26 protein-coding genes are annotated in these 22,283 nt (G+C 27.5%); 9 read left to right on the top strand and 17 right to left on the bottom strand.

The genetic code is table 11. The annotated features are described in order from the left end of the window. Positions 1 to 25 precede the first annotated feature (25 nt). The 8 genes from fabZ to KJR01_RS00515 all read left to right on the top strand — a co-directional run bounded on the left by fabZ (position 26) and on the right by KJR01_RS00515 (position 5,321). On the top strand, positions 26 to 469 hold the full coding sequence (gene fabZ, locus KJR01_RS00550; RefSeq protein WP_214115829.1) for a 3-hydroxyacyl-ACP dehydratase FabZ: 444 nt from the start codon (positions 26 to 28) through the stop codon (positions 467 to 469). Continuing rightward, the gene (lpxA, locus tag KJR01_RS00545) at positions 466 to 1,257 is read left to right on the top strand and encodes an acyl-ACP--UDP-N-acetylglucosamine O-acyltransferase (protein WP_214115828.1); all 792 of its coding nucleotides are present in this window, start codon (positions 466 to 468) and stop codon (positions 1,255 to 1,257) included. The genes fabZ and lpxA overlap by 4 nt, the downstream gene beginning before the upstream one ends. Then, on the top strand, positions 1,247 to 2,461 hold the full coding sequence (gene clpX / locus KJR01_RS00540) for an ATP-dependent Clp protease ATP-binding subunit ClpX (RefSeq protein ID WP_214115827.1): 1,215 nt from the start codon (positions 1,247 to 1,249) through the stop codon (positions 2,459 to 2,461). Before lpxA ends, clpX begins: the two co-directional genes overlap by 11 nt. Then, positions 2,458 to 3,495, top strand: a complete 1,038-nt coding sequence (locus KJR01_RS00535; protein WP_214115826.1) for a rod shape-determining protein — start codon at positions 2,458 to 2,460, stop codon at positions 3,493 to 3,495. Before clpX ends, KJR01_RS00535 begins: the two co-directional genes overlap by 4 nt. Further along, positions 3,488 to 4,258, top strand: coding sequence for a rod shape-determining protein MreC (locus KJR01_RS00530; RefSeq protein ID WP_214115825.1), 771 nt, complete (start codon positions 3,488 to 3,490; stop codon positions 4,256 to 4,258). Before KJR01_RS00535 ends, KJR01_RS00530 begins: the two co-directional genes overlap by 8 nt. Before the next feature lie 86 nt (positions 4,259 to 4,344). Continuing rightward, entirely contained in the window at positions 4,345 to 4,722 is a 378-nt protein-coding gene (locus KJR01_RS00525) for an NINE protein (protein WP_214115824.1), read from the top strand. A gap of 4 nt (positions 4,723 to 4,726) precedes the next feature. Beyond that, complete coding sequence (locus KJR01_RS00520) at positions 4,727 to 5,086, top strand: hypothetical protein (protein WP_214115823.1); 360 nt, start codon at positions 4,727 to 4,729, stop codon at positions 5,084 to 5,086. Next, positions 5,067 to 5,321, top strand: a complete 255-nt coding sequence (locus KJR01_RS00515) for a hypothetical protein (RefSeq protein WP_214115822.1) — start codon at positions 5,067 to 5,069, stop codon at positions 5,319 to 5,321. The genes KJR01_RS00520 and KJR01_RS00515 overlap by 20 nt, the downstream gene beginning before the upstream one ends. A 364-nt stretch (positions 5,322 to 5,685) precedes the next feature. On the opposite strand, the gene KJR01_RS00510 is transcribed toward KJR01_RS00515, so the two are convergent. From KJR01_RS00510 to KJR01_RS00430, 17 genes are all read right to left on the bottom strand, one after another. Next, positions 5,686 to 5,919, bottom strand: a complete 234-nt coding sequence (locus KJR01_RS00510) for a hypothetical protein (RefSeq protein WP_214115821.1) — start codon at positions 5,917 to 5,919, stop codon at positions 5,686 to 5,688. Beyond that, entirely contained in the window at positions 5,916 to 6,848 is a 933-nt protein-coding gene (trxB, locus tag KJR01_RS00505) for a thioredoxin-disulfide reductase (RefSeq protein ID WP_214115820.1), read from the bottom strand. Before trxB ends, KJR01_RS00510 begins: the two co-directional genes overlap by 4 nt. Positions 6,849 to 6,920: 72 nt before the next feature. Then, on the bottom strand, positions 6,921 to 9,692 hold the full coding sequence (locus KJR01_RS00500) for a TadE/TadG family type IV pilus assembly protein (RefSeq protein WP_214115819.1): 2,772 nt from the start codon (positions 9,690 to 9,692) through the stop codon (positions 6,921 to 6,923). Between the two features lies 1 nt (position 9,693). Further along, positions 9,694 to 10,233, bottom strand: a complete 540-nt coding sequence (tadF, locus tag KJR01_RS00495; RefSeq protein ID WP_214115818.1) for a tight adherence pilus pseudopilin TadF — start codon at positions 10,231 to 10,233, stop codon at positions 9,694 to 9,696. Next, positions 10,217 to 10,678: a TadE/TadG family type IV pilus assembly protein gene (locus KJR01_RS00490; protein WP_214115817.1), complete on the bottom strand. Its 462-nt coding sequence runs from the start codon at positions 10,676 to 10,678 to the stop codon at positions 10,217 to 10,219. Before KJR01_RS00490 ends, tadF begins: the two co-directional genes overlap by 17 nt. Further along, the gene (locus KJR01_RS00485) at positions 10,659 to 11,399 is read right to left on the bottom strand and encodes a tetratricopeptide repeat protein (RefSeq protein ID WP_214115816.1); all 741 of its coding nucleotides are present in this window, start codon (positions 11,397 to 11,399) and stop codon (positions 10,659 to 10,661) included. The genes KJR01_RS00490 and KJR01_RS00485 overlap by 20 nt, the downstream gene beginning before the upstream one ends. Then, positions 11,396 to 12,223 carry a type II secretion system F family protein gene (locus tag KJR01_RS00480; protein ID WP_214115815.1) on the bottom strand — a complete coding sequence of 276 codons (828 nt, stop codon included), beginning with the start codon at positions 12,221 to 12,223 and terminating at the stop codon, positions 11,396 to 11,398. Before KJR01_RS00480 ends, KJR01_RS00485 begins: the two co-directional genes overlap by 4 nt. Beyond that, complete coding sequence (locus KJR01_RS00475; RefSeq protein WP_214115814.1) at positions 12,223 to 13,110, bottom strand: type II secretion system F family protein; 888 nt, start codon at positions 13,108 to 13,110, stop codon at positions 12,223 to 12,225. Before KJR01_RS00475 ends, KJR01_RS00480 begins: the two co-directional genes overlap by 1 nt. Position 13,111: 1 nt before the next feature. Then, positions 13,112 to 14,398 (bottom strand): TadA family conjugal transfer-associated ATPase, encoded by a 1,287-nt coding sequence (locus KJR01_RS00470; RefSeq protein ID WP_214115813.1) that lies wholly within the window; start codon positions 14,396 to 14,398, stop codon positions 13,112 to 13,114. Then, a complete protein-coding gene (locus KJR01_RS00465) occupies positions 14,395 to 15,462 on the bottom strand; it encodes a CpaE/TadZ family protein (protein ID WP_214115812.1) in 1,068 nt (355 codons plus the stop codon). Before KJR01_RS00465 ends, KJR01_RS00470 begins: the two co-directional genes overlap by 4 nt. Before the next feature lie 9 nt (positions 15,463 to 15,471). After that, the gene (locus tag KJR01_RS00460; protein WP_214115811.1) at positions 15,472 to 16,887 is read right to left on the bottom strand and encodes a secretin GspD/PilQ domain-containing protein; all 1,416 of its coding nucleotides are present in this window, start codon (positions 16,885 to 16,887) and stop codon (positions 15,472 to 15,474) included. Continuing rightward, complete coding sequence (locus KJR01_RS00455) at positions 16,884 to 17,654, bottom strand: hypothetical protein (protein ID WP_214115810.1); 771 nt, start codon at positions 17,652 to 17,654, stop codon at positions 16,884 to 16,886. Before KJR01_RS00455 ends, KJR01_RS00460 begins: the two co-directional genes overlap by 4 nt. Further along, the gene (locus KJR01_RS00450) at positions 17,654 to 18,076 is read right to left on the bottom strand and encodes a prepilin peptidase (protein WP_214115809.1); all 423 of its coding nucleotides are present in this window, start codon (positions 18,074 to 18,076) and stop codon (positions 17,654 to 17,656) included. The genes KJR01_RS00455 and KJR01_RS00450 overlap by 1 nt, the downstream gene beginning before the upstream one ends. After that, entirely contained in the window at positions 18,066 to 18,287 is a 222-nt protein-coding gene (locus KJR01_RS00445) for a Flp family type IVb pilin (RefSeq protein WP_214115808.1), read from the bottom strand. The genes KJR01_RS00450 and KJR01_RS00445 overlap by 11 nt, the downstream gene beginning before the upstream one ends. 102 nt (positions 18,288 to 18,389) lie before the next feature. Next, positions 18,390 to 19,829, bottom strand: coding sequence for a phosphoethanolamine transferase (locus KJR01_RS00440; RefSeq protein WP_214115807.1), 1,440 nt, complete (start codon positions 19,827 to 19,829; stop codon positions 18,390 to 18,392). Beyond that, the gene (locus KJR01_RS00435; protein ID WP_214115806.1) at positions 19,792 to 20,046 is read right to left on the bottom strand and encodes a hypothetical protein; all 255 of its coding nucleotides are present in this window, start codon (positions 20,044 to 20,046) and stop codon (positions 19,792 to 19,794) included. The genes KJR01_RS00440 and KJR01_RS00435 overlap by 38 nt, the downstream gene beginning before the upstream one ends. Then, a complete protein-coding gene (locus KJR01_RS00430; RefSeq protein WP_214115805.1) occupies positions 20,036 to 20,755 on the bottom strand; it encodes a TerC family protein in 720 nt (239 codons plus the stop codon). Before KJR01_RS00430 ends, KJR01_RS00435 begins: the two co-directional genes overlap by 11 nt. A 61-nt stretch (positions 20,756 to 20,816) precedes the next feature. Between KJR01_RS00430 and aspA the strand changes: the two genes are divergently transcribed. Then, on the top strand, positions 20,817 to 22,217 hold the full coding sequence (gene aspA / locus KJR01_RS00425) for an aspartate ammonia-lyase (RefSeq protein WP_214115804.1): 1,401 nt from the start codon (positions 20,817 to 20,819) through the stop codon (positions 22,215 to 22,217). The last annotated feature ends 66 nt before the right edge of the window (positions 22,218 to 22,283 follow it).

The raw sequence follows: 22,283 nt of genomic DNA, 5'->3' as shown, positions 1-22,283 counted from the left end.
CTTTAAGCATAGTAAAGGAATAATAATGTTAGATGTAATGCAAATTCAAGAAATTTTACCACATAGACCACCATTTTTGTTAGTTGATAAAATCACAGAAATCAATCTTGATGAAGGTTATGTATTAGGTTATAAAAATGTTAGTATAAGTGATCAAGTATTTGCAGGACACTTTCCAGGTCATCCGATTTATCCAGGAGTTTTAATATTAGAAGGAATGGCTCAAACGGGTGGAATTTTAGCTTTTCAAAGTATGAAAGATAGTGTTGATCCTAAAAGCAAGGTAGTATATTTTACAGGAATGGAAGAAGTAAAATTCAAATCACCAGTAAGACCAGGCGATAAATTAGTATATAAAATGAGCGTTGTTAAAAATCGTGGAGCAATGTGGGTGTTTAGTGGCGAGGCTTATGTAGATGATACATTATGCACTCAAGCAATTTTAAAAGCGATGATAGTAGATAAATGATTTCAGATTTAGCAATAATAGAAAATGGTGCAAAAATAGGCAAAAATGTTAGCATTGAGCCTTTTGCATATATAGGAAGTAATGTAGAAATTGGTGATAATTGCATTGTTAAAAGTGGTGCAAGAATTTTAGGAAATACAAAAATAGGAAATAATTGCAAGATTTTTTCTTATGCTATTTTAGGTGATATTCCACAAGATATTTCTTATAAAAACGATGATTTTTCAGCTTTAATAATAGGTGATAACACAACTATTCGTGAGTTTTGCACTATAAATTGTGGCACACAAAAAGGCGATGGATACACAAGAGTTGGAAATAATAATTTCATAATGGCTTATGTTCATATTGCACACGATTGCACCTTAGCTGATAATATAATTTTAGCAAACAATGTAACCTTAGCAGGGCATGTTGAAGTTGGCTCATTTAGTGTGATTGGCGGACTTACTCCGGTTCATCAATGGGTTAAAATAGGCGATTATTGTATGCTTGGAGGTGCTTCAGCATTATCTCAAGATTTACCACATTTTTGTCTAGCTGAAGGTAATCGTGCTTATGTTAGAAGTCTTAATTTAGTAGGGCTTAGAAGACATTTAGAAAAAGATAAAATAAATGAATTAAGTGAAGCATTTAGTAAGATTTTTAGAAGCAAAACAGGGCTAATTAGCGATAGAGCAAAATCTTTATATGAGAGTTCAAATTCTGCCGAAGTTGTTAAATTATGCTCGTTTATTTTAAATACAAAGCGTGGAATTCCAGTGAAAGGAAATGATAATGAGCAATAATATTTGTAGTTTTTGTGGCAAATCTTATCCGTTTGACCTACTTTCAAATGGTAAAAACAATACAATTTGTCCTACTTGTGCTGGTGTTATATTTAAAATGTATGATGCTAAAAATAAAGAATTAGCAGTAGATGAGGTAGCTGATAGTTTAAAAGATATAAGTTCAAAAGCTTTAAAATCTCATTTGGATAATTATGTAATAGGTCAGGATAGAGCAAAAAAGGTTTTAAGCGTAAGCGTTCATAATCATTATAAAAGGCTTATGAGTAATGCTGATGAGAGTGATGTAGAATTAGCAAAATCAAATGTTTTATTAGTAGGACCTACAGGAAGTGGTAAGACACTTTTAGCTCAAACTATGGCAAAAGCACTTGATATTCCTATAGCAATTTGCGATGCTACGAGTTTAACTGAAGCTGGATATGTAGGAGAAGATGTTGAAAATATCTTAACAAGACTTTTACAAGCAGCTGATTATAATGTTGAGCGTGCAGAATGTGGGATAATTTTCATTGATGAAATTGATAAAATCGCAAGAAAGGGAGAAAACCGCTCAATTACAAGAGATGTAAGTGGAGAAGGCGTTCAGCAAGCATTGCTTAAGATAATAGAAGGTAGCGTTGTAAATGTCCCACCACAAGGCGGTAGAAAACACCCAAATCAAGAATTTATTCAAGTTGATACTTCAAATATTTTATTTATTTGTGGTGGTGCTTTTGATGGAATTGAAGAGATTTTAAAGCAAAAGCAAGGCGAGAATGTAATGGGTTTTGATACTACTAGCGTTAAACTTAGTGAAGATGAATTGTATTCACATATTGAGCCTGATGATTTGATTAAATTTGGTCTAATTCCTGAATTAGTTGGAAGATTGCACGCAATTGCAAGTCTTAATGAAATTAGCGAAGAAGATATGGTAAGAATTTTAATTGAGCCAAAAAATTCAATAATCAAGCAATATCAAAAGATTTTTGAATTTGATGGTGTTAAATTAGAATTTGATAAAGACGCACTTTTAGCTATTGCTAAAAAAGCTCTTGATAGAAAAACAGGAGCAAGGGGTCTTCGTGGGATATTAGAACAATTATTACTTGATTTAATGTTTGATTTAGATAAATATGAAGGTTATGAAATCGTTATAAATAAAGATTTTGTTAATGGCGAAGGCGATGCTATTTTTTTAAAAATTAAGGATAATAAATGATACTAGACCATTTAATAGGGTTATTTTCAAGTGATATGGGTATTGATTTAGGCACAGCAAATACTCTTGTGCTAGTAAAAGATAAGGGTGTAGTAATTGATGAGCCAAGTGTTGTAGCAGTTCAACATACAAAATATGGAAAGAGTAAAATTTTAGCAGTTGGTAAAGAAGCTAAAGAAATGCTAGGCAAAACTCCTAGCGATATTCAAGCAATTCGCCCTATGAGAGATGGGGTTATAGCTGATTTTGATATGACTGAAAAAATGATTAGATATTTTATTGAAAAAACACATAAAAGAAAGAGTTTTTTACGCCCTAGAATATTAATATCAGTTCCTTATGGTCTAACTCAAGTTGAAAGAAAAGCAGTTCGCGAAAGTGCTTTGAGTGCTGGTGCAAGAGAAGTGTATTTGGTTGAAGAGCCAATGGCTGCAGCAATTGGTGCAAATCTTCCCGTGCAAGAACCTGTCGGCTCATTAGTAGTTGATATTGGTGGTGGAACTACTGAAATAGGAGTTATTACTCTAGGTGGTCTTCATACTGCAAAAAGTATTAGAACAGCAGGAGATAAGTTAGATAGCTCAATTGTAAATTATGTAAAAGAAAAATACAATCTAATAATAGGCGAAAGAACTAGCGAAGATATTAAAATCCAAGTTGGTTCAGCTATTCAATTACCTGAAGAATTAACTATAGTTGTTAAAGGAAAAGACCAAGTAAAAGGGCTTTTAAGTAAGGTTGAGCTAAGTAGCGAAGATATTCGTGAAGCTATAAAAGAGCCTTTAAAAGAAATTGCTGATGCACTTAAGTTCGTATTAGAAAATACAAAACCAGAACTTGCAGGCGATATTGTAGAAAATGGTATAGTGCTAACTGGTGGTGGAGCATTAATCCGTGGAATTGATAAATATTTAAGCGATATTGTGAAATTACCTGTTTATGTTGCTGATGAGCCACTTCACGCAGTAGCAAGGGGAACTGGAAAAATACTTGAAGAGATTTCTTTACTAAGACAAATAGTAAATGATGAATAAATTTAAATTATTACTCCTAATATGCGTTTTGCTTACATCTTCTTATTATTTTGTAGCAGATGTTAAAAATGCTGTTTTAGGGGTTAATGATTTTGTTTTAAATAAGCTTTATAATGCTTATGATTACACCAAACAAAATATTACTAAATATTTTAATCAAGTAAATCAGATAGATGAATTAAGCATAGAAAATAAAAAGCTAAAACAATACAAATTCTTATATGATAATTTAGTTATAGAATATAACAATCTTGCAAAAGCCCATAATCTTAAAAAATATGAATTTGAATTAGCCTTAACTAGGGTATTATCTTATGAAAAAATTGGAAGTTTAACTAAATTTTGGATGAGTTATGATGGTATAAAGCCTGATATTACTTATGGTTTGATATATGATAATAATGCAGTGGGGATTATGTATTCAAATAATAATAGAGCTTATGCACTTAGTTTAAATGATGAAAAATGTGTTTTTTCTGTGGTTGTTGGGGAAAATAAAACTCCTGCTATTTTACAAGGTAGTAAAAATTCAATTTATGTTAATTTCGTTACTGATTATAAAGAATTAAATATAGGAGATTTGGTTTATACGAGTGGAAAGGATTTGATTTTTCCAGAGGGTATTTATGTTGGAAAAGTAGTAAAAATCATAGATGAAGCTGGGTATAAAAGAGCTATTTTAGAAGATACAAAAACTCTTAGTCCTTATAGATATGTTTATATGGTAAGTGCTAAAGAGAACTCACAAGAAATTAAAAATTAAAATCTTAAATTATTTTTTATTAATTTACCCTTTGTTAATAGGGGGGGGGTGTAGAATAATTACTTCATTTTAAAAAAGGAGTAATTATGGATAAGAGTTCCATTTTAATGCTACTTGATAATAAAATTTCAAGTGAGCAAAAGTTTATGCTAAATGATAAACTTGATAATTTAAGCGAAGAAAAATATAAAAACCTTCCACTAATCCCGTTAAAAAGTCCAATTTTAGCAGCAGTTTTAGGATTTTTCTTCGGAGTTTGGGGTGTTGATAGATTTTATCAAGGAAATATGCTTTTAGGATTTTTAAAAATAGGTCTATTTTTAATAGGCTTGGCTTCGACACTTATATTTATCGGAGTTTTTATTTTATGGGCTTTATATATTTATGTATTAGTTGATATATATTTTGTATATAAAGCAGTTCAAAAAGACAATTACACAAAAATATTACAAATAATAGGATGATTTTATGAAAACAGATTTTTTAATTTCTAACAAAGGTCAAGAATTAATCAAAAACGAAGAAGAATTGAGAGTAAAGTTGAGTGAATTTGTAGGAGAATTGCCAAATGCTGCAATAGTTGATGAGTTAAGCAATGCGGCAAAATACTATACAAATAATGGCGAATCAAATACAGCAAGATATTCTTTTAGACTAAAAGATATATGCCTTCCTACATTATTGTTTAGTTATTTTAGTTATGCGTTGCGTTCTATGTGGATTTATGCAGGAATTGTTTATGGGGTAATTGTGGTTTTATCGTTTTTTGGTTATTTTTATTTTAAACCAAAGGGCTTATCAAATTCTTTTGATTTTTTCTTATATTAGTTATGTTTTAATTTATATAATTATCAGCGTTTTAACAAGTGCAACTTATAGATATTTTTTATTAAAAGAATTTTTCACTAAATACGAGCTAACACCTATTAGCAAACCTAGAAAACTCATAAATATTTTAATAGCTATTGGATTTATTATTGCTTTATTATTAGTTATAAAATTAATTAGCCTTTTTATTGTAGGTGCTAGTGTAATGGCTATTGGTGGTGTAACTAGATGGTAAGAATAGGAATTTAAAATTCCTATTTTATATAGCTTAAAGATTTTTTAAGCTTTTTTAATCTTTCTAAATCTTTATGCTTTAATTTTAGTAAAGTTTCAATTAATTGAGTATGCAAAGCTTGTAATTCTACTAATTCATCTTTACTTAGAGTATCTAGCCAACCGCTATTAATTTTTTCTTCTAGCTCATTGGCTAAACTTTCTAATTTTAATTCAACCCTGAAAACCCATAAATATTTTAATAGCTATTGGATTTATTATTGCTTTATTGTTAGTTATAAAATTAATTAGCCTTTTTATTGTAGGTGCTAGTGTAATGGCTATTGGTGGCGTAACTAGATGGTAAGAATAGGAATTTAAAATTCCTATTTTATATAGCTTAAAGATTTTTTAAGCTTTTTTAATCTTTCTAAATCTTTATGCTTTAATTTTAATAAAGTATCAATTAATTGAGTATGCAAGGCTTGTAATTCTACTAATTCATCTTTACTTAGAGTATCTAGCCAATTGCTATTAATTTTATCTTCTAGCTCATTGGCTAAACTTTCTAATTCGTAAAAGTCTTCATTAACTAATGCTAATTTGATTTTAGTTATCAATGTTTGCTCTCTAAATATGAAATTACGCCTAAAGCAGCATTAGCACCATCAGCCGCAGCACAAACAACTTGTCTTGGAGCATCTACTCTTAAATCTCCTGCAGCAAACAAGCCTTCAACACTCGTTCTCATTTTTAAATCAACCTTAACAGCATCTCCTATCATTTCGCATAAAAATGAGCCATCAGTTTGTTTTAATACTTCATTTCTTACATCAAGTCCTACGAAAGTAAATATCCCTGGAACTGCTAAATCTTTTTTGCTACCATCATTAAATACTATTTTAACGCCTGTAACTCCAGCATTATCTCCTACTACTTCTTCTACTTTAGCATTTAAAATGAACTCAATTTTTTCATTTTTCTTAGCTCTTTCAACGGTTGATGGAGCTGCACGAAAACCTTCTCTTCTGTGGATTAAATATACTTTAGAGCATAGATTAGCTAGATAAAGTGCTTCTTCAAGTGCGGTATCTCCACCACCTAAAACTGCAACTTCTTTTTTTCTATAAAACGCACCATCGCAAGTTGCACATGTGCTTACTCCACGACCAAAAAATTCATTTTCGCCTACAAAACCAGCTTTTTTAGGAGCTGCTCCTGTGCAAACTATAACAGCTTTAGCATCTTCGCTTGAATTATCAGAGAAAATTATTTTAAAATTCTCGCCATTTTTTTCAACTCTAATTACTTCTTTTTGCTCAATTTTTAGACCAAATCTAGTGCTTTGCTCACTCCAAGGTGCCATAAAGCTAATTCCATCCATTACGGTTGCAACGCCTGGGTAATTCTCCATCTCACTTGAGCTTGTGATTTGTCCGCCTGGCATAAATTTTTCATACATTACAACATTTTTAAGCCCACCACGAGTTGCATATAATCCCGCACTAAGACCAGCAGGGCCACCACCAATAATAGCTAAATCTAACATTTTATCTCCTAATTAATAATTTTTATTATTTAATAATAACTTTATTAAGTTAATCAAGTTTAAAAATATACTTTACTTATATGTAATATTTCCAAACGGTGTATTAAATATATTTTGATATATTATATTAATTAAATCTTCAACAGATTCTCCTATTAAAATATTATTTGTGCATTGCGACCAAACTTGCTTATATTTGCTTTCATTCACAAGTTTCATTTCATCTTTTGATAAGCCTAAAGTAATTGCATAAATTTCTGTATTTTTACCAGTAATTTGTTTAATACCATTTTTTAATCTTTGACATAATCCTGCCTTAAAAAGTGCTTCATCATTATCACTTGCTGCTGATGAAAAAACTAATATTTTCACATTTGGATTATTACTTTTAGACTTTGTAGCCATTAGTGCAGCTCTAATAAGTCCTACGCTTGCAAAATCTTTATTTAAAGGAGTTACCACATCATAAGAACCTCTATCAATTTTAAATGGTATTTCATTTAAAATATTAATTTCTTTTATATCACTTGGAGTTTGAATTTTTAAAGGTTTTATTTCAACAAATTTCATAGCATTTGCAATTGTTTGCTGAGTAACCCCACCTAATAAAAATGCCATATAACTATTCCCTAAAGCCTTTCCTTTAAAATCAAAATTTGCATTTAAATCACTTTCTGCATTTTTATATTTTCTAAAAGCTTCATTCATCATTCCTTCAAGTTTGGTAATTAATTCGTAGTTTAATTCGTCACTTAAAATACTGCTACCATTTAAAAACCTACTTGTATTATTTAATCTATCCAATTCTGTTTGCTTATCATCTAAATCTCTTTTAAGAATATTTCTTTTGTCAAATTTACTCTTTAATGGTTCTTTTGAAAAATCGCAAAACTTTGGTTCCTTTTCTATATTTTTTGAGTCTTCACAATATCTAAATTGAAATGTATCTATTCTATTAAAGTCAGCTTGTAATTTTTTCACTTCCTTACTAAGCTCTTGTATTTTCTCTACTAAAACTGTACTAATTGTAATTTTTGGAGCTTCTTTTGGATAAGTTGGAGCGATTATTATTTTAAAATAAGATATTGTTTTGTATTTGTTTTTGTATTTAGTTAGTAATTTTGTGATTAAGCTATAGTCTTTATCGTAAAGAGCATTGTTTATTAAATCCCAATCAGCATAACCCTCATCATCACCTTTTAAATCAACCATATCATAATACCCTTGATAATCTTCTCCTTCTATATAATTATGAAGATTTAATAAGTCTTTTTCAAATTCTTCTTTAGTTTCATAAAGTTTAGGAATTGAAGTTGAAGAGCATTGTTCGGCTTGTTTTATATAATTCATTGCCTCACTAAATTTATTTTTTGCTTCACTTAAATTATTATTTCTTAAGGCTGATTCGTAATCTTCAAACGCGTACATCATTTCATCGCCATTAATTCTGCAATCATTTATCTCATCATATCCATAATAACTGCCATCTTCTCCAATTATATATTTATTATAATAAACGTTATATAAATTTAAAGCATAATCTGTATCAAAGTCATTATTAAAAGAACCATCACCAACACTACTATTTAAAACATTTTTAACTATTGCCAAAGCCTCTAAATAGCTTTGATATTCTTTTTCAGCTTTTTGCATAGCTTTTGCTGTTTGTATTATTTCTGTATTTGAACCTTTAATTAAAAGCCTATCAACCTTTGGATTATAAAGTCTAAAAATCATACTTTCATTTTCGCTAAAAGCATTATTTATAGTATTTTCTATTCTAGTTTTATCTTTTTTAAACTCGCCTTCATTTAAGCCTGGTTTTTGATTATCGTATCCTAAATCAAATGTTTTAATGGCATCTTCAATATCTTTTTTAGAATAATTTTGTAATCTTTCATTATTTAAATCAAGTGCAAATTTTCTAAGCAAAAAATCCCCCGAAAATTCATTTGTAAAAATAGTAGTATCAATATTTAAAGCTTTTAAACGATTTAAAACTAATATATCAAGCTTAGAATTTGCATGATTTAATATGTTTTTTGGATAATACCTAGAAAAAAAATCAACTTTTTTAAACTCACTTGGAACATAAATATCCATTGGGTCAATATAATAATATGCGTTTTCATATTCGCTTTTTGTTAATCCATCGCCTATATCTACAATAGTTTTTTCATATAAATCTTTACCTTTTACCATCACGACATTAGAATAAGGTACAAAACCAAAATACTGTTTATTTTCACTATCGTATTCTTTGGCAGTTTTAATTATATTTGCAATCATTGTTTGTGTTGCATCTATGATTTCTTTTTTACCTAAAGGAGGATTGCAAGCTCCATATTTAATTAGCTTTTTATTATCTTCATTGCAAAGATTTTTTAAAGTGGAATTTAAAAGCGTACTATTTTCTGCTCCTGACTTTCCGAAAGATATGGCAAAAATATAATCAGTATCGCTAATTTTGCTAGATGGTTGCATTCCGTAAATGCCTTTAGTGCTTATGCTTTCATCATCTACTGATATAAATTTATTAAAAATACCATTATTTGTAATATCTGCTGTGACTTTTGTAATCCCATCAATTTGCTTTATTTGTATATTTGATACATTTTTATCACTTCCTAAATATTCACTCACTAATATTTTTACTCTATCTTCTAAATTCTCTTCATTGGTGGCACTTAAAAAACTAGCCTCTCTTAAAGCATCTTGTAATCTTGAATGATTTTTAAGTGTAATACTTAAATCATAAGCAATCACACAAAGTCCAAAAATAAAAGGTAAAATTAACGCTACACTTACTAAAGCAAAAGCTCTTTTTTCTAAAATAAATTTCATTTTATCTTCCATATACTATTGAACTTGCAAGTGGCTCTAATGCTTTTAAGCTAATACCATTAATAGGCATAAATAAATCATCATTTTTAGTACAAAGAGTTACTTTATAAATGTTTGTATTAGTATTAAATTTTGTAATAAAATTTAAATTACTTGTATCTTTTAAACTAGTATCTATTTTACATTCCACTTCACCTTTTGTATAGCTTCTATAATTCATATCACCACTTTTATCTGTCTCTAAACACTCTACTATTAGACCCAATTCTTTATCTAAAGTTTTTTTATTTAAAACTAAAGCAATTTTAAATAGTTCATCTATGTCTTTATCATTTACTAATTTTGCACTATATAAATAAGACCTTTCTCTAATAATCCCTGCTAGTGAATAGCTTATTTTTTCTAATGAATTTTGAGTTTTTATAAGCTTTCCCACATCTGCACTAAGTATCAAAAAAATCGTAAAAAGCATTAACATTCCACACATTTCTATGCTTACACTTGCACCTTTTTCTTTTAAAAATTTAATCATTTTTTCCATGTCTTTCGTTGTAATATGCTAATTTGCTCTTTAAAACCTTGCCTTTTTCTATCCAATTAAATAAAAAAATAGTCCTTACTCTATATGTAAGTTCATATAAATTTATTATGCTTTCATCATTATTTGACTCACATTTTTCTTTACTTAATTCGTTTAAATCATTGCAATACGCTATGCTTATATCAAAACTTCCATCGGTTAAGAAAAATCCTATTTTTTGTCTTTGTCTATCTAATTCTTCTTTATATTTTGTTAAATAATTTTCTTTATAAGAAAAACTTGAAGCATAGGCTGCTGCTTGGCTATTTACATAATCAATCGCAACGCTAGTATAAACTAACAATAAAACCTCAACCAAAATCGTAACAAATACTAAAAAAGGAAAAAGCAGCATAGCGGTTTCTATCGCTGCTATGCCTTTAATATCATTTAGAAAATTTTTCATTTGTATTTATTTGCTTAATATTTATTAATAATTTTTTTGGCTCTTTAGCTAAATTTTCTCTTTTTATTATTTCAATAGCTTCACTATCTCTATTAAGTTTAGCTAGTGCAAAAACTAAATTATTAATAATTTTTAAATTCTTATAATTTCTATTGTATAAAGGTAATAAATAATCAACTCCAATAGCATAATTACCTTCTGATATTTCTAATAAACCTAAATTATTATTTACTATTTCATCAGCTAAAAATAATGATTTTGCTTTTAGAAAAGCTATTTTTGCATCTTCGTATTTATTTTGCTTTGCCTTTACTATACCTATTACATTATAAGCTTCTGGATTTTTTGGATTTAGATTAATACTTTTTATAGCATCATTTAAGGCTTCATTATAATTTTCTTTATAATCTTCAATTTTTGCTTTGAGTAAAAATGCTTTATAATTTTTACCATCTTGTAATAATGGCTTTAAATAATAAAGTGATGAATCAAAATCATTTATATCGTAATAATTTAAGGCTAGTGCAATTCTTGTTTCTGGGGTGTCCTTTTTTTGTAATTTTTCTTTATTGATTTTGATTAAATCATCATAATTTTTAATAGCTGTATAAATCTTTTCTTTGGTTAAAGTATCATCTAAAATATCTTGTTTTGATTTTAAAGTGGCTTGACAACCTGTAAAAATAAAAATTGATAAAAATAAAACTGTTAATTTTTTCATAAAATTCCTCCTAATACTCTCATTACTCCTGGTGCAGCGATTACTATAATCACTGGAAACATAAAAAATAAAATAAGTGGAACACTCATTTTAGCTGATAATTTACCTATGGCTTCTTCTGTTTGAAGCAAGGTACTTTCTCTAATTTCAGCACTTAAACTCATCAAACTTTCATAAATTCCACTTCCATATTTAATGCTTTGTTTTAATGTAGAACACATCATTGATATTTCACGACTAGGCAATTCATTTTGTAAATCATTTAATGCAGCTTCAAGCCCATTTACATTCATTTTGATAATTAATTTACTTAAAAAAGGTGCGAAAGCTTCATTTAATGAAGTAATACTGCCTTCTAAAAATTTAATAGCATTTTCAATACTCATTCCAGATTGCACACAAACTGCTAATAAATCTACAAACATAGGAATATCAGTACTTATTTTTCTAATCCTTGATTCAATGATAAATTGCTGTAAATAGCTTGGTGCAATAATTACTAATATAAAAATAAAAATTCCTAAAGCCGCTAATGTATTTTGAGAGATTTTTAATAATCCACTTGTTTTTAAAATATAAAAAATCATAAAAATACTAAATGCAAAAAAGACTTTTAAAACCACATTAGAATCAATTTTTCTTAAATAATATAAAGTTTTATCGCTCTTTTCAAAAATATCATAAGCATTGGTTATGTTTATAAATTCGCTAAAACCTGTATTATTTATAACCAAACTATATTTTTTCATAGTATTTTTTTTATTTATTGCATAAAACATCAAAAATACTCCAAAAATCATTGATAAAATATAAAAACTTTGCATTATATTTTCCTCATCAAATACATAATCATAAGAATTCCAATCAACTCGCTACCTAAAAAATAATATAAAATATAACGACCTTTCTCATCATATAAAATAAAATCAAAATTTTCAGGGCTTATAAATTTGGTTAAAAATAAAAATACAAACGGTATAGCCGCTGTTATTTTTGCACTCATTCTAACTTCGCTTGTCATTGCCTCTTTTTTCTTTTCCATTGCTTTGGCTTTTGTTCCTGAAGTGGCTAATCTGCTTAAAATTTCTTTCAGTCTTGCACCACTATTAAGGCTTACTAAAAGTGAAGTTAAGAAAAAATAATAATTTTTAAAAGGTAGTCTTTTATAACTAGCCTCAAAAACTTTTTGTGTATCATCTCCGATGGCAAGTGCTTTTACTATTATTTTAAGCTCGGTTCTTAAAACTCCTGAAATTACATTTGAGCAATCTTGTAAAGCTTGATTTACATTGCTACCAGCACTAATTGCTCCGTTTAAAACTACTAAAAGCTCTGGGAAATTCTTATCAAAATCATCTTTTATTTGTTTGAAAGCTAATTTATTTATAAAATAAATTCCAAATACACAAGAAGCAAAAAACACAATAATTACATTTAGATTTAAGAATGTTTTATTTATAAATAACAAAACGCACACAATTACAACAAAAATTATGAGATTTTTTCTATTTAATCCAGTATTTTTGTCATAAATATTCCTAAATATAAACGCTAGATTTGCATTTATATTTAATTTCTTTTGTTTTTGAGTGTTTTTAGCTAAATCACTTTTTAAGAATTTATTTCCGTATATTTTAAGCCTTGATTTACCTAAACCAAAATATAAAAGATAAAAGCCAAAAAGTAGAGTTAAAATAAATATATTTTCCATTTTAAGCCCCCACTATTTCATCTAAATAATCTTTTATATTAAACATAATCGCATTATTTGTAATGACAGAATCTTCTCTTAATCCATAAAATTCATAATCGCCTATGATTTTATCTTTTTCATCTCTATAAGGTCTTGGCTTAAATTTATAAATAGGATAAAGGCTAGTTATTCCATTGTCATTAATCTTTCCTATTTCAGCTATTTCTATAACCCTTCTTGAACCATCATTTAATCTTGCAATTTGTACTATTACATCAACAGCACTTGCCACATTGTAACGAATTGCTGAAATTGGCAAATCAAACCCGCTCATCATAACTAAGTTTTCAAGTCTGCTAAGTGCATCTTGTGGGCTATTTGCGTGTAGGGTTGTCATTGAGCCATCATGCCCTGTATTCATAGCTTGAAGCATTTCAAATGCTTCACCACCTCTACACTCACCTACAATTATTCTATCAGGTCTCATTCTAAGAGCATTTATTACTAAATCTCTCATACTAACTTGTCCACTTTGTTCAACTCCTGCCATTCTAGTTTCTAGCCTTACTAAATGTGGTTGCATTAATTTAAGCTCGGCTGCATCTTCAAGAGTAACAATTCTTTCATCATTGCTAATATGCTGTGAAAGTGCGTTTAAAAGAGTAGTTTTACCACTACCGGTTCCACCAGAAACAATTATATTGCATCTTGAATATGTAATTAATGATAAAAATTTTGCCATCTCTAGCATCATTGAGCCACCGATTGCTAATTCTTCTAGTGTTTTTGAACTTTTATTAAATTTTCTAATAGATATGCTAGTCCCATCAAGTGCAATAGGACTAATTACCACATTTAAACGGCTTCCATCAGGAAGTCTTGAATCAACGAGTGGCTGAGCTTCGTCAACCCTTCTTCCCATTTTAGCTACCATTCTTTTTGCAATATCTGTTAGTTGGTTATTGTCTAGAAACTCTAAATTACTTTTTTGTAATTTTCCACCTTTTTCTACATAAATATTATTAGGGCCATTTACTAAAATATCACTTACACTATCATCTTCCATTAATTCTCTTAAAGGTCCAAGTCCCATAATTTCATCTGTAATTAACTCGGCAATATATGAAAAATCCTTAGGAGATAGGTATTTTTTATTTGTAATGCTTACTTTTTTTACTAAAGTTGAAATCTCTTTTAATAAAAGTTGCCTATCGGTAGCTAATTCTTCAATCTTATCTAAATCAATAATAGCTAAAGTCTGTTCTCTAATAAATCTAATTTCTTGTTTAAAAGCTACATTATTCATATTTTTCTCTTAAATAAACTTAAAGGTTTTTCTTTTATGCCAATTACTAGATTTACTAGACTTGATATTGCTTTATTGATTTTTGAAGCACCATTGTTTTTTACTTCTTTTATGCCAGATTTAAATGGAATTATTAAATCAATTTTTCTTTTTAATAACTCTTCAATATCTCCTATGCTAAGAGTTTTTATAGGGCTTAATTCGTTTAAAACTAAAATAATTCTTTTAGCACCTTGATTTACGCTAAGTAAAAAATCATTAGTTTCTAATACTTCTTTGGTTTTTTTAATTGATGCTAGTTCTTTATTTATTACTAAAACTACACAATCAGAATTTGATAAGGTAAGTTCTATATTTTCTTTACTTGCATTATAAATACCTTGGTCATATACCATAAAGTTAATTTTATGCTCTGAGTATTTATTAAATCCTACGAAATTATCTTCAAGTGATTCTTTATATAAACATATTCCTTTATCTTGAAAATATTCTGTATTAAAACTAATATCTGAAAATAAATCTATATTAAAAGAACTATTTGCACCTTGCAAAAGTAATGTTTTATTACAAAACCTATCATAAATATTTTTTGCTAGTAAATACGCTATAAAAGAAGTGCCTATGCCACCTTTAGTTCCTAAAACACTAATTTGAATAGAGCTAAAACTACCCTTATTCTCACTTTGCGAATCTAGTTCATAAAACAACTCATTAAATTGCGTTTCATAATGTAAATATCTTAAACCTTTATTTAAAAACTCTTGCCTAATAGCAATAGAGTCATTATCTGCAAAAACAATGCAAGTATTGTCTTTAGGTAAAATGGTATTTAATATATTAATACTCTCATTTACATTTTTTATTATTCCTAAATCAATTATTATGGCTATTAAATTAGAGCCTAAATCTTTAGCATTTATGTCTTTATAATTCTTAATTAATGTCTTTATATCTAAACCTTTTATACTTAAATGTTCTTTTATATTTTTTGCTCTAATTTCATCTAAGGAGATTACTAAGATTGATTTTTTTATAATCTTATCATTTGTATTTTTAAAAAACATTTTTTCTCCTTATTTTATAAAATCAATATTTGAAATAAAATTAGCAGTTTCTGCTTCTTTTAAAGCGATATTTTGAATATTGTCTATATTAAACAATGAGCCAACTAAAGTTTTTTTATGAATATTTGGCACTTGAATATATTCTTGTGTAACTGGCTTTGTAAGGTTGATAGTCATTACTACTAAAAGCTCTGTTTTTGATTTAGTTTTTGAATTTTTCTTAAATACTCCACCTAAAATTGGTATATCTCCAAGCCCAGTAATTCCTCTTAGATTTTCAATATCACGCTCATCAATAAGCCCACCTAATATAAAACTATCCCCATCGGCAAGCTCTACCACACTTTGGGTTCTTCTTTTTTTGATATTTGCTGTGCTTGTAGTTTTACCTTCAACTACACTTGCAATATCACTTACTTCTTGAGCTATATTTAAAACTATCCTATCTTTGCTATAAACTTTAGGTTGAACTGTAAGCGAAATACCATAATCAATAGGAGTTTGTGGATTAATTTCTGTAACACCATTACTTGCTATCGTCATTCCTGTCGGAGTATATTGAGAAGTTACTTGAAATGTAGCACTCTCGCCACTAATAACTGAAATATTTGGCTGTGCTAAAATTCTAGCTACATTTTCATCTTTTATTGCATCAATAATTGATGTAATTCCTATTGTTTTAAGATTTAATGGTAAAGAATGTATTTTTGAATTTGTAATAGGTATTTCAAAATGTCCATTATTAAAATCAATTCCTAATTTTTCTACAATTGATTTTTCTACATCTGCAATTATAAGTTTTACATTTACTTGCTTTGGAGCTAATACTTCTAAATCATCTACTAATCCATCAATAGTTATTTTTTCTAAAAAATCTAAATTTTCACTACTATCTCTTGAAATATCTACACCTGTATTTGAAGTTTTAGAAATATTTTGTCTTTTAATCTTATCTGATTTTATATTTAATCCAAGTGCAGTTGCTGCTGTTAAATAAGCTTTATCCCTGCTTTCTAAATTAGGCACAACTCCACTTATAATATAACCCTTTTTTGAACTTGAATTACCATTTTCTTCTATTGATAATTTTTCAAGCTTTATTTTTGAATCAGGATTTTGCCTTTCAATTAGCTTTGCAATTTTTGCTAGATTTGGACTTTCCGTATCAATATTAGCACTTATGTTTAAAATAACATTATTTCCTTTTTCACCAAAAGCTTTAATCTCGGCATATCCATTTGTCTTTGAAAAAACAGCTAAAGTTGTAGAATTAATTACTTGATAATCAAGTACCTTTGGCTCACTCGCAAATACTGTTGTTATTTTTTCTTTGGTACTAAAAACTTTTGATTCACCTGGTTTTAGTGTCAAATAATTAGCACTTAAAATTGTCAAAAAACACGATAAAAATATAATTATTCTCATTTTTCATCTCCTCTTAATTCTTTTACATGCTCTTTTACTAATATTTTTTCAGCTGAAAAATTTTCTTTACTATTTTTATCGGCAGGGAAAATATAAAAATGTCCTAAATTTTCTATTGCATAAATAGTTTTAATATCATTTGCATTCATTTGTAAAATTACTTGATTTTCTCCATTTATGCTAGTTTTATTTAACAATCTTTTGTCTTTAAAAAATAAAACTAGATTTACAAGGTTTGCATTATCTTTGTTTGATTTGTTTATATTGTCGCTTTTTGTTACTATGCCTAAATCTTGATTTTTTGTTTTTTCTTCGTATTTAAAATAAACATCAACATTTTCACCCTTTTTTATACCTTTTAAAATTTTAAACTCACGTTCATTTAAAGTAAAAGAAAAGGCTAGTTCTCCTTGAATGGAAATATCTAATGAATCATCTAAAATATTACTTTTTAATAAATCTTCATATCTTAAAAGACTTTTTGCACTTAAATCTTTATTTATAGAGAATTTTCCTTCAATAATATAATCAGTACTTTTATCAATAATTAAAGAATCTTTTAAATAATCACTATTTAATTCTTTATTTTCAATCTTTAAGTCACCATCTTTTAGGATTTCTCCTTTTTTAATATCTTTTGTTAATACCAAAATACTATAAAGTTTTTTTTCATCAGCATTAGGTAAATTTAGTTTTTGATTAATAATCCCAAAGCTAGAGATTATAATAATCATTATTGCTAAAATAATAATTAATTTTGAATTCATTAGAAACCTTTACAATATAATTCATAAAAAATAATTATGTGGCTAGTAGCTATTGCTGGGGCATAAGGAACGCTTTTATTTTTAAAAAATAGCAAAACAAATATCCCAATAAAACAGCCAAAAACCGACATTAAAAATAAAAAATCAATCAAATTTTCTTCCCTAACGCAAAGTAAATAAACGCAAATAAGCTTTACATCAGCAGCTCCAAAAAGCTTGATTTTCCATAATAAAAAGCCTACTAATAAAGCATATAAACTCAATTTATAATTTAATTTATATTCAAATGTAAATGAGGCAACAACACATAAAAACAAAGCAATCAAAACTTGATAATTGCTAACTTCTCTTTTTTTAAAATCTGTAAAACAAATAGTAATTAAAAGTAAGAAAAACCCACCTAAAATTACGTTATTTACCACTTTCTTCCTTGGTTATTGTAAGGGCATCTTGAATACTTTTAAATGAATCTTTTATTTTACTTATAAGACCATCATCGCCACTACCCAAAACCAAAAACAGCATTGCAGAAATCGCAACAGCAATAAGTGCATATTCAATAGCAGTAACTGCTTTAGTATCTTTAATAAAAATTAAAAATTTACAATAAGTTTTAATAATAAATTGATTCATATTTTATCCTTAAAATGAATTTAAAGTACTTATTATATTTTTATAAACTAAATTTAATATTAAAATCATTATCAAAATAAAATTTTATTATTGCCTGTTAAATTAAAATTTATTATACTTTAATTCGTTACCAAACAATCTAATTTTGTCTTTTTTATAATCGCTTCTAAGTGGGCTTAAATAACTTTTATATTCAATCGGATAAATTCCTGCAATATCACAAATTAAATGTATTAAATCATCGCTCATAAAAGGCAAATCTTTAGCTTTATTTAAATCTTTTAATAGTTTTTTATGATTTTCTTCAAAAGAATTTGAATAAAGAAGTATAAAAGGTATTTCAGCAGTAATTTTATCTAAAATATGCCCTAAAACAGATTTACTTTTATCATCATATAAGCTTTCAGCATGGTCGCTTAAATAAATTATCAAACTATCATCGTTTTTAAATATATCATAAATATTTTGGATTATATAATCAGTATAAAGTATGGAATTATAATATTCTGCTATGCTTTTTTTATCGCTTATATTAGTTTTAATATCGCTTTCATTAAATTTTGCAAATTCTTTAGGATAGCGTTTTTTGTAATTTCCGTGATTTCCTAAAAGATGAATTACTATGAAATTATTATCATTTAATTTTAGGTTTTTAATAATAGGCAATAAAACCCCATCATATTTTGCATAACTTAAAGTATCGCTAGAGCTCATATATTTATTTGTAAAATAAGAAAAATCACTCATAATACCAACACTAGCAGCATTATTTCCCCATTCGCTAATATAGTCTTGATTAGATATCCAAAAGGTTTTGTAATTTGCTAATTTGAATAAATTAATAATATCTAAATTCTCATAAAATTTTCTTTCACTTAAATTATCTAAATTAGCAAAATTAAGCAATACACTCATTACTGGATTTGTAGAAGCATAAGGGGCAATAACATCAGAATAAATTATTTTATTTTTTATATTTATTAGATTAGGCGTGGTGTTTAATCCTTGCCCGTATTCTTGATAAGCACTTCTTCTTGAGCTTTCTCCTATTATTAAAACTATATTTTTTATGTTTTCATTAGCTTTTAATTTTTCGTGATTATTAGCAATTTTTAAATAACTCTCTTGCATTATTTTAGAATTAATCAAAATATCATCTGTATAAATTAATTCTTTATTAAATTTAATAAAAGGAATATTTATATATCTACTAAAATCATATTTAATAGCTCTTCTTAAATCATTCCCAAAGCACACTACGAAGATTAAAATAATAAAAGCTATGTTTAATTTGTTATTTATCTTTATATTTATTTTAATTTTTAATAAAATTAAAGCCACAATCATAAAAATTAAAATTCCAAAGAATTTAAAATTAATATATATTGATACAAACTCAATACTTTCAGCCATATTTGTATTTAAAAATGCTTCTAAGAAACTTGGATTTAAAAAATTATTAAAATTAATTACTAAAAAAGATTGAATAAAGATTACAAAGAAATTATAAATTATTAAAAATCTTAAAATACCCCCCCCCATAAGGGATTTTAGATTTTAGAATATAGATTAGAAAATATACAAATAAGATTATAAAAATTAGTGTAACTGAAGTAGATTTTATATATTTTAAATCTTGAATAATGCCTTGATTTATAATCTTATTAGAAAACAATACTAAGCAAAAAATATTGCTTAGTGTAAAATATAAAAATATTCCAAAATGCTTTAAAACAAATTCAGTAAAATTATTTTTCATCTTTAGCCTTTTTTTGCAAGATATTTAGGGTTGTATTTACTATACTAAATGCTAAAGCAGTATAAATATATGCTTTATTTATATGAATATTTAAACCTTCAACTATTAAAACGCCACCAACTAAGACTAAAAATGTTAAAGCTAGAGTTTTTAATTCTTGGAATTTTTCTACCAAATCTCCAATCCATTTACTAGCAATCATCATAAACATCATAGCAATTATTACAGCTAATATCATAATGCTAAGCTCATCAGCAATTCCTACCGCAGTAATTACACTATCTAAAGAAAAAATTATATCAATTAAAGCAATTTCAATTATTACAACAAAGAAATTTGAGCTAGCCTTAAAATTACTATTATCACTATGCTCGTTTTTTTGCATTGATATTAGTTCTTTAATTGATTTAATTATTAAAAATATTCCCCCACCAATTAAGACAATATCTCTACCGCTAAAATCTTGACCTAAGATATTAAATAAAGGTTTTGTAAGTTTAACAAGCCAAAAGATACTAAATAAAAGTGCTATACGAGTTAGCATAGCAAAACCAAGTCCTAAAATACGGCCTTTATTTTGAAGGTGTTTTGGTAATTTACTTACTAAAATAGTAAGAAAAATAATATTATCTATTCCTAAAACTATCTCAAGTAATACTAAAGTTACGAAAGATAATATACCTTCTGAAGTGAAAATCCATTCAAACATAATTGTCCTTTTTATTGATTAAAAAATGCTATCCTAACCGAAATTTTTTAAAGGAGATTAAATGAGATTAGAACACGATTTTTTAGGCGAACTTGAAATTGCTGATGATATTTATTATGGAGTTCAGACCTTAAGAGCAGTGCAAAATTTTGACATTTCAGGAAAGCGTTTAAAGGACTTTCCAAGACTAATTATATCTTTTGCGAAAGTAAAAAAAGCAGCAGCTTTAGCTAATTATGAATTAGGTTTAATTAATGAAGAGATTAAAAACGCTATTTGTTTTGCTTGTGATGAATTAATAGCTGGAAAATATAAAGACCAATTCGTTGTAGATATGATACAAGGTGGTGCAGGAACTTCTACAAATATGAATGCAAATGAAGTTATAGCAAATATTGCTTTAGAAAAATTAGGGCATAAAAAAGGTGAGTATGAGTATTGCCATCCAAATGACCATGTGAATTTATCTCAAAGCACAAATGATGCTTATCCAACATCTTTAAGAGTTGCTTTATATGATTATTTAAGCGATTTAATGAAAGCTATGAATTATTTAAAAGCAGCTTATGAAAGAAAAGCAATTGAGTTTAAAGATATTATAAAAATGGGAAGAACCCAACTTCAAGACGCAGTTCCAATGACTTTAGGAAGAGAATTTAAAACTTTTGCTGTAATGCTTGGCGAAGATATACAAAGAGTTAGCGAAGCAAGAAGCTTAATTTTAGAAATTAACTTGGGTGCAACTGCTATTGGAACAGGAATTAATTCTCATCCTGATTATCCACCAATCGTTGCAAAACACCTTCAATACATAACAGGTGCAAATTTTGTAATAGCAGATGATTTAATAGAAGCTACACAAGATACAGGAGCTTTCGTTCAAATTAGTGGAGTTTTAAAAAGAGTTGCAACAAAATTAAGTAAAGTTTGTAATGATTTAAGATTGCTTTCTAGTGGTCCAAAATGTGGTTTAAATGAAATTAACTTACCAAAAATGCAACCAGGCTCATCAATTATGCCAGGTAAGGTAAATCCAGTTATCCCTGAAGTAGTAAATCAAGTGTGTTATTATGTAATTGGTGCTGATGTTAGTGTTACTTTAGCTTGCGAGGGCGGACAATTACAATTAAATGTATTTGAACCACTTGCAGCATATAGTTTATTAAATAGTATTTGTATGCTTGAGCGTTCTATGAAGACTTTAGCTGATAAATGTATAGATGGTATCACAGCAAATAAACAAATATGCGAAGATTTTGTGATGAATAGTATAGGAATTGTAACCGCACTAAATCCTTATATAGGTTATGAAAATAGTGCAAGTATTGCAAAAGTTGCATTGCAAACGGGTGCAAGAGTTTATGATTTAGTTTTAGAGCGTAAATTAATGGATAAAGAAAAGCTTGATAAGATTTTAAGCCCTGAGTTTATGTTAAAGCCACATATGGGAGAAATTAAATAATATTTTGAAATAGGAATTTTAAATTCCTATTTCTTTAAAAAGTAATAGATAATAATTTAATCTAAA

The organism is Campylobacter sp. 2018MI10 (assembly GCF_018501175.1).
Lineage (GTDB): Bacteria > Campylobacterota > Campylobacteria > Campylobacterales > Campylobacteraceae > Campylobacter_E.
The sequence above is the reverse complement of the archived record's forward strand: the minus strand, read 5'-3'. Positions and strand labels throughout refer to the sequence as shown.

Bases quoted from the DNA above. Each gene is read 5' to 3' on its own strand.
- fabZ (WP_214115829.1), top strand. From the start codon at position 26: ATGTTAGATGTAATGCAAATTCAAGAAATTTTACCACATAGACCACCA.
- lpxA (WP_214115828.1), top strand. From the start codon at position 466: ATGATTTCAGATTTAGCAATAATAGAAAATGGTGCAAAAATAGGCAAA.
- clpX (WP_214115827.1), top strand. From the start codon at position 1,247: ATGAGCAATAATATTTGTAGTTTTTGTGGCAAATCTTATCCGTTTGAC.
- KJR01_RS00535 (WP_214115826.1), top strand. From the start codon at position 2,458: ATGATACTAGACCATTTAATAGGGTTATTTTCAAGTGATATGGGTATT.
- KJR01_RS00530 (WP_214115825.1), top strand. From the start codon at position 3,488: ATGAATAAATTTAAATTATTACTCCTAATATGCGTTTTGCTTACATCT.
- KJR01_RS00525 (WP_214115824.1), top strand. From the start codon at position 4,345: ATGGATAAGAGTTCCATTTTAATGCTACTTGATAATAAAATTTCAAGT.
- KJR01_RS00520 (WP_214115823.1), top strand. From the start codon at position 4,727: ATGAAAACAGATTTTTTAATTTCTAACAAAGGTCAAGAATTAATCAAA.
- trxB (WP_214115820.1), bottom strand. From the start codon at position 6,848: ATGTTAGATTTAGCTATTATTGGTGGTGGCCCTGCTGGTCTTAGTGCG.
- KJR01_RS00500 (WP_214115819.1), bottom strand. From the start codon at position 9,692: ATGAAATTTATTTTAGAAAAAAGAGCTTTTGCTTTAGTAAGTGTAGCG.
- tadF (WP_214115818.1), bottom strand. From the start codon at position 10,233: ATGGAAAAAATGATTAAATTTTTAAAAGAAAAAGGTGCAAGTGTAAGC.
- KJR01_RS00490 (WP_214115817.1), bottom strand. From the start codon at position 10,678: ATGAAAAATTTTCTAAATGATATTAAAGGCATAGCAGCGATAGAAACC.
- KJR01_RS00485 (WP_214115816.1), bottom strand. From the start codon at position 11,399: ATGAAAAAATTAACAGTTTTATTTTTATCAATTTTTATTTTTACAGGT.
- KJR01_RS00480 (WP_214115815.1), bottom strand. From the start codon at position 12,223: ATGCAAAGTTTTTATATTTTATCAATGATTTTTGGAGTATTTTTGATG.
- KJR01_RS00475 (WP_214115814.1), bottom strand. From the start codon at position 13,110: ATGGAAAATATATTTATTTTAACTCTACTTTTTGGCTTTTATCTTTTA.
- KJR01_RS00470 (WP_214115813.1), bottom strand. From the start codon at position 14,398: ATGAATAATGTAGCTTTTAAACAAGAAATTAGATTTATTAGAGAACAG.
- KJR01_RS00465 (WP_214115812.1), bottom strand. From the start codon at position 15,462: ATGTTTTTTAAAAATACAAATGATAAGATTATAAAAAAATCAATCTTA.
- KJR01_RS00460 (WP_214115811.1), bottom strand. From the start codon at position 16,887: ATGAGAATAATTATATTTTTATCGTGTTTTTTGACAATTTTAAGTGCT.
- KJR01_RS00455 (WP_214115810.1), bottom strand. From the start codon at position 17,654: ATGAATTCAAAATTAATTATTATTTTAGCAATAATGATTATTATAATC.
- KJR01_RS00445 (WP_214115808.1), bottom strand. From the start codon at position 18,287: ATGAATCAATTTATTATTAAAACTTATTGTAAATTTTTAATTTTTATT.
- KJR01_RS00440 (WP_214115807.1), bottom strand. From the start codon at position 19,829: ATGGGGGGGGGTATTTTAAGATTTTTAATAATTTATAATTTCTTTGTA.
- KJR01_RS00435 (WP_214115806.1), bottom strand. From the start codon at position 20,046: ATGAAAAATAATTTTACTGAATTTGTTTTAAAGCATTTTGGAATATTT.
- KJR01_RS00430 (WP_214115805.1), bottom strand. From the start codon at position 20,755: ATGTTTGAATGGATTTTCACTTCAGAAGGTATATTATCTTTCGTAACT.
- aspA (WP_214115804.1), top strand. From the start codon at position 20,817: ATGAGATTAGAACACGATTTTTTAGGCGAACTTGAAATTGCTGATGAT.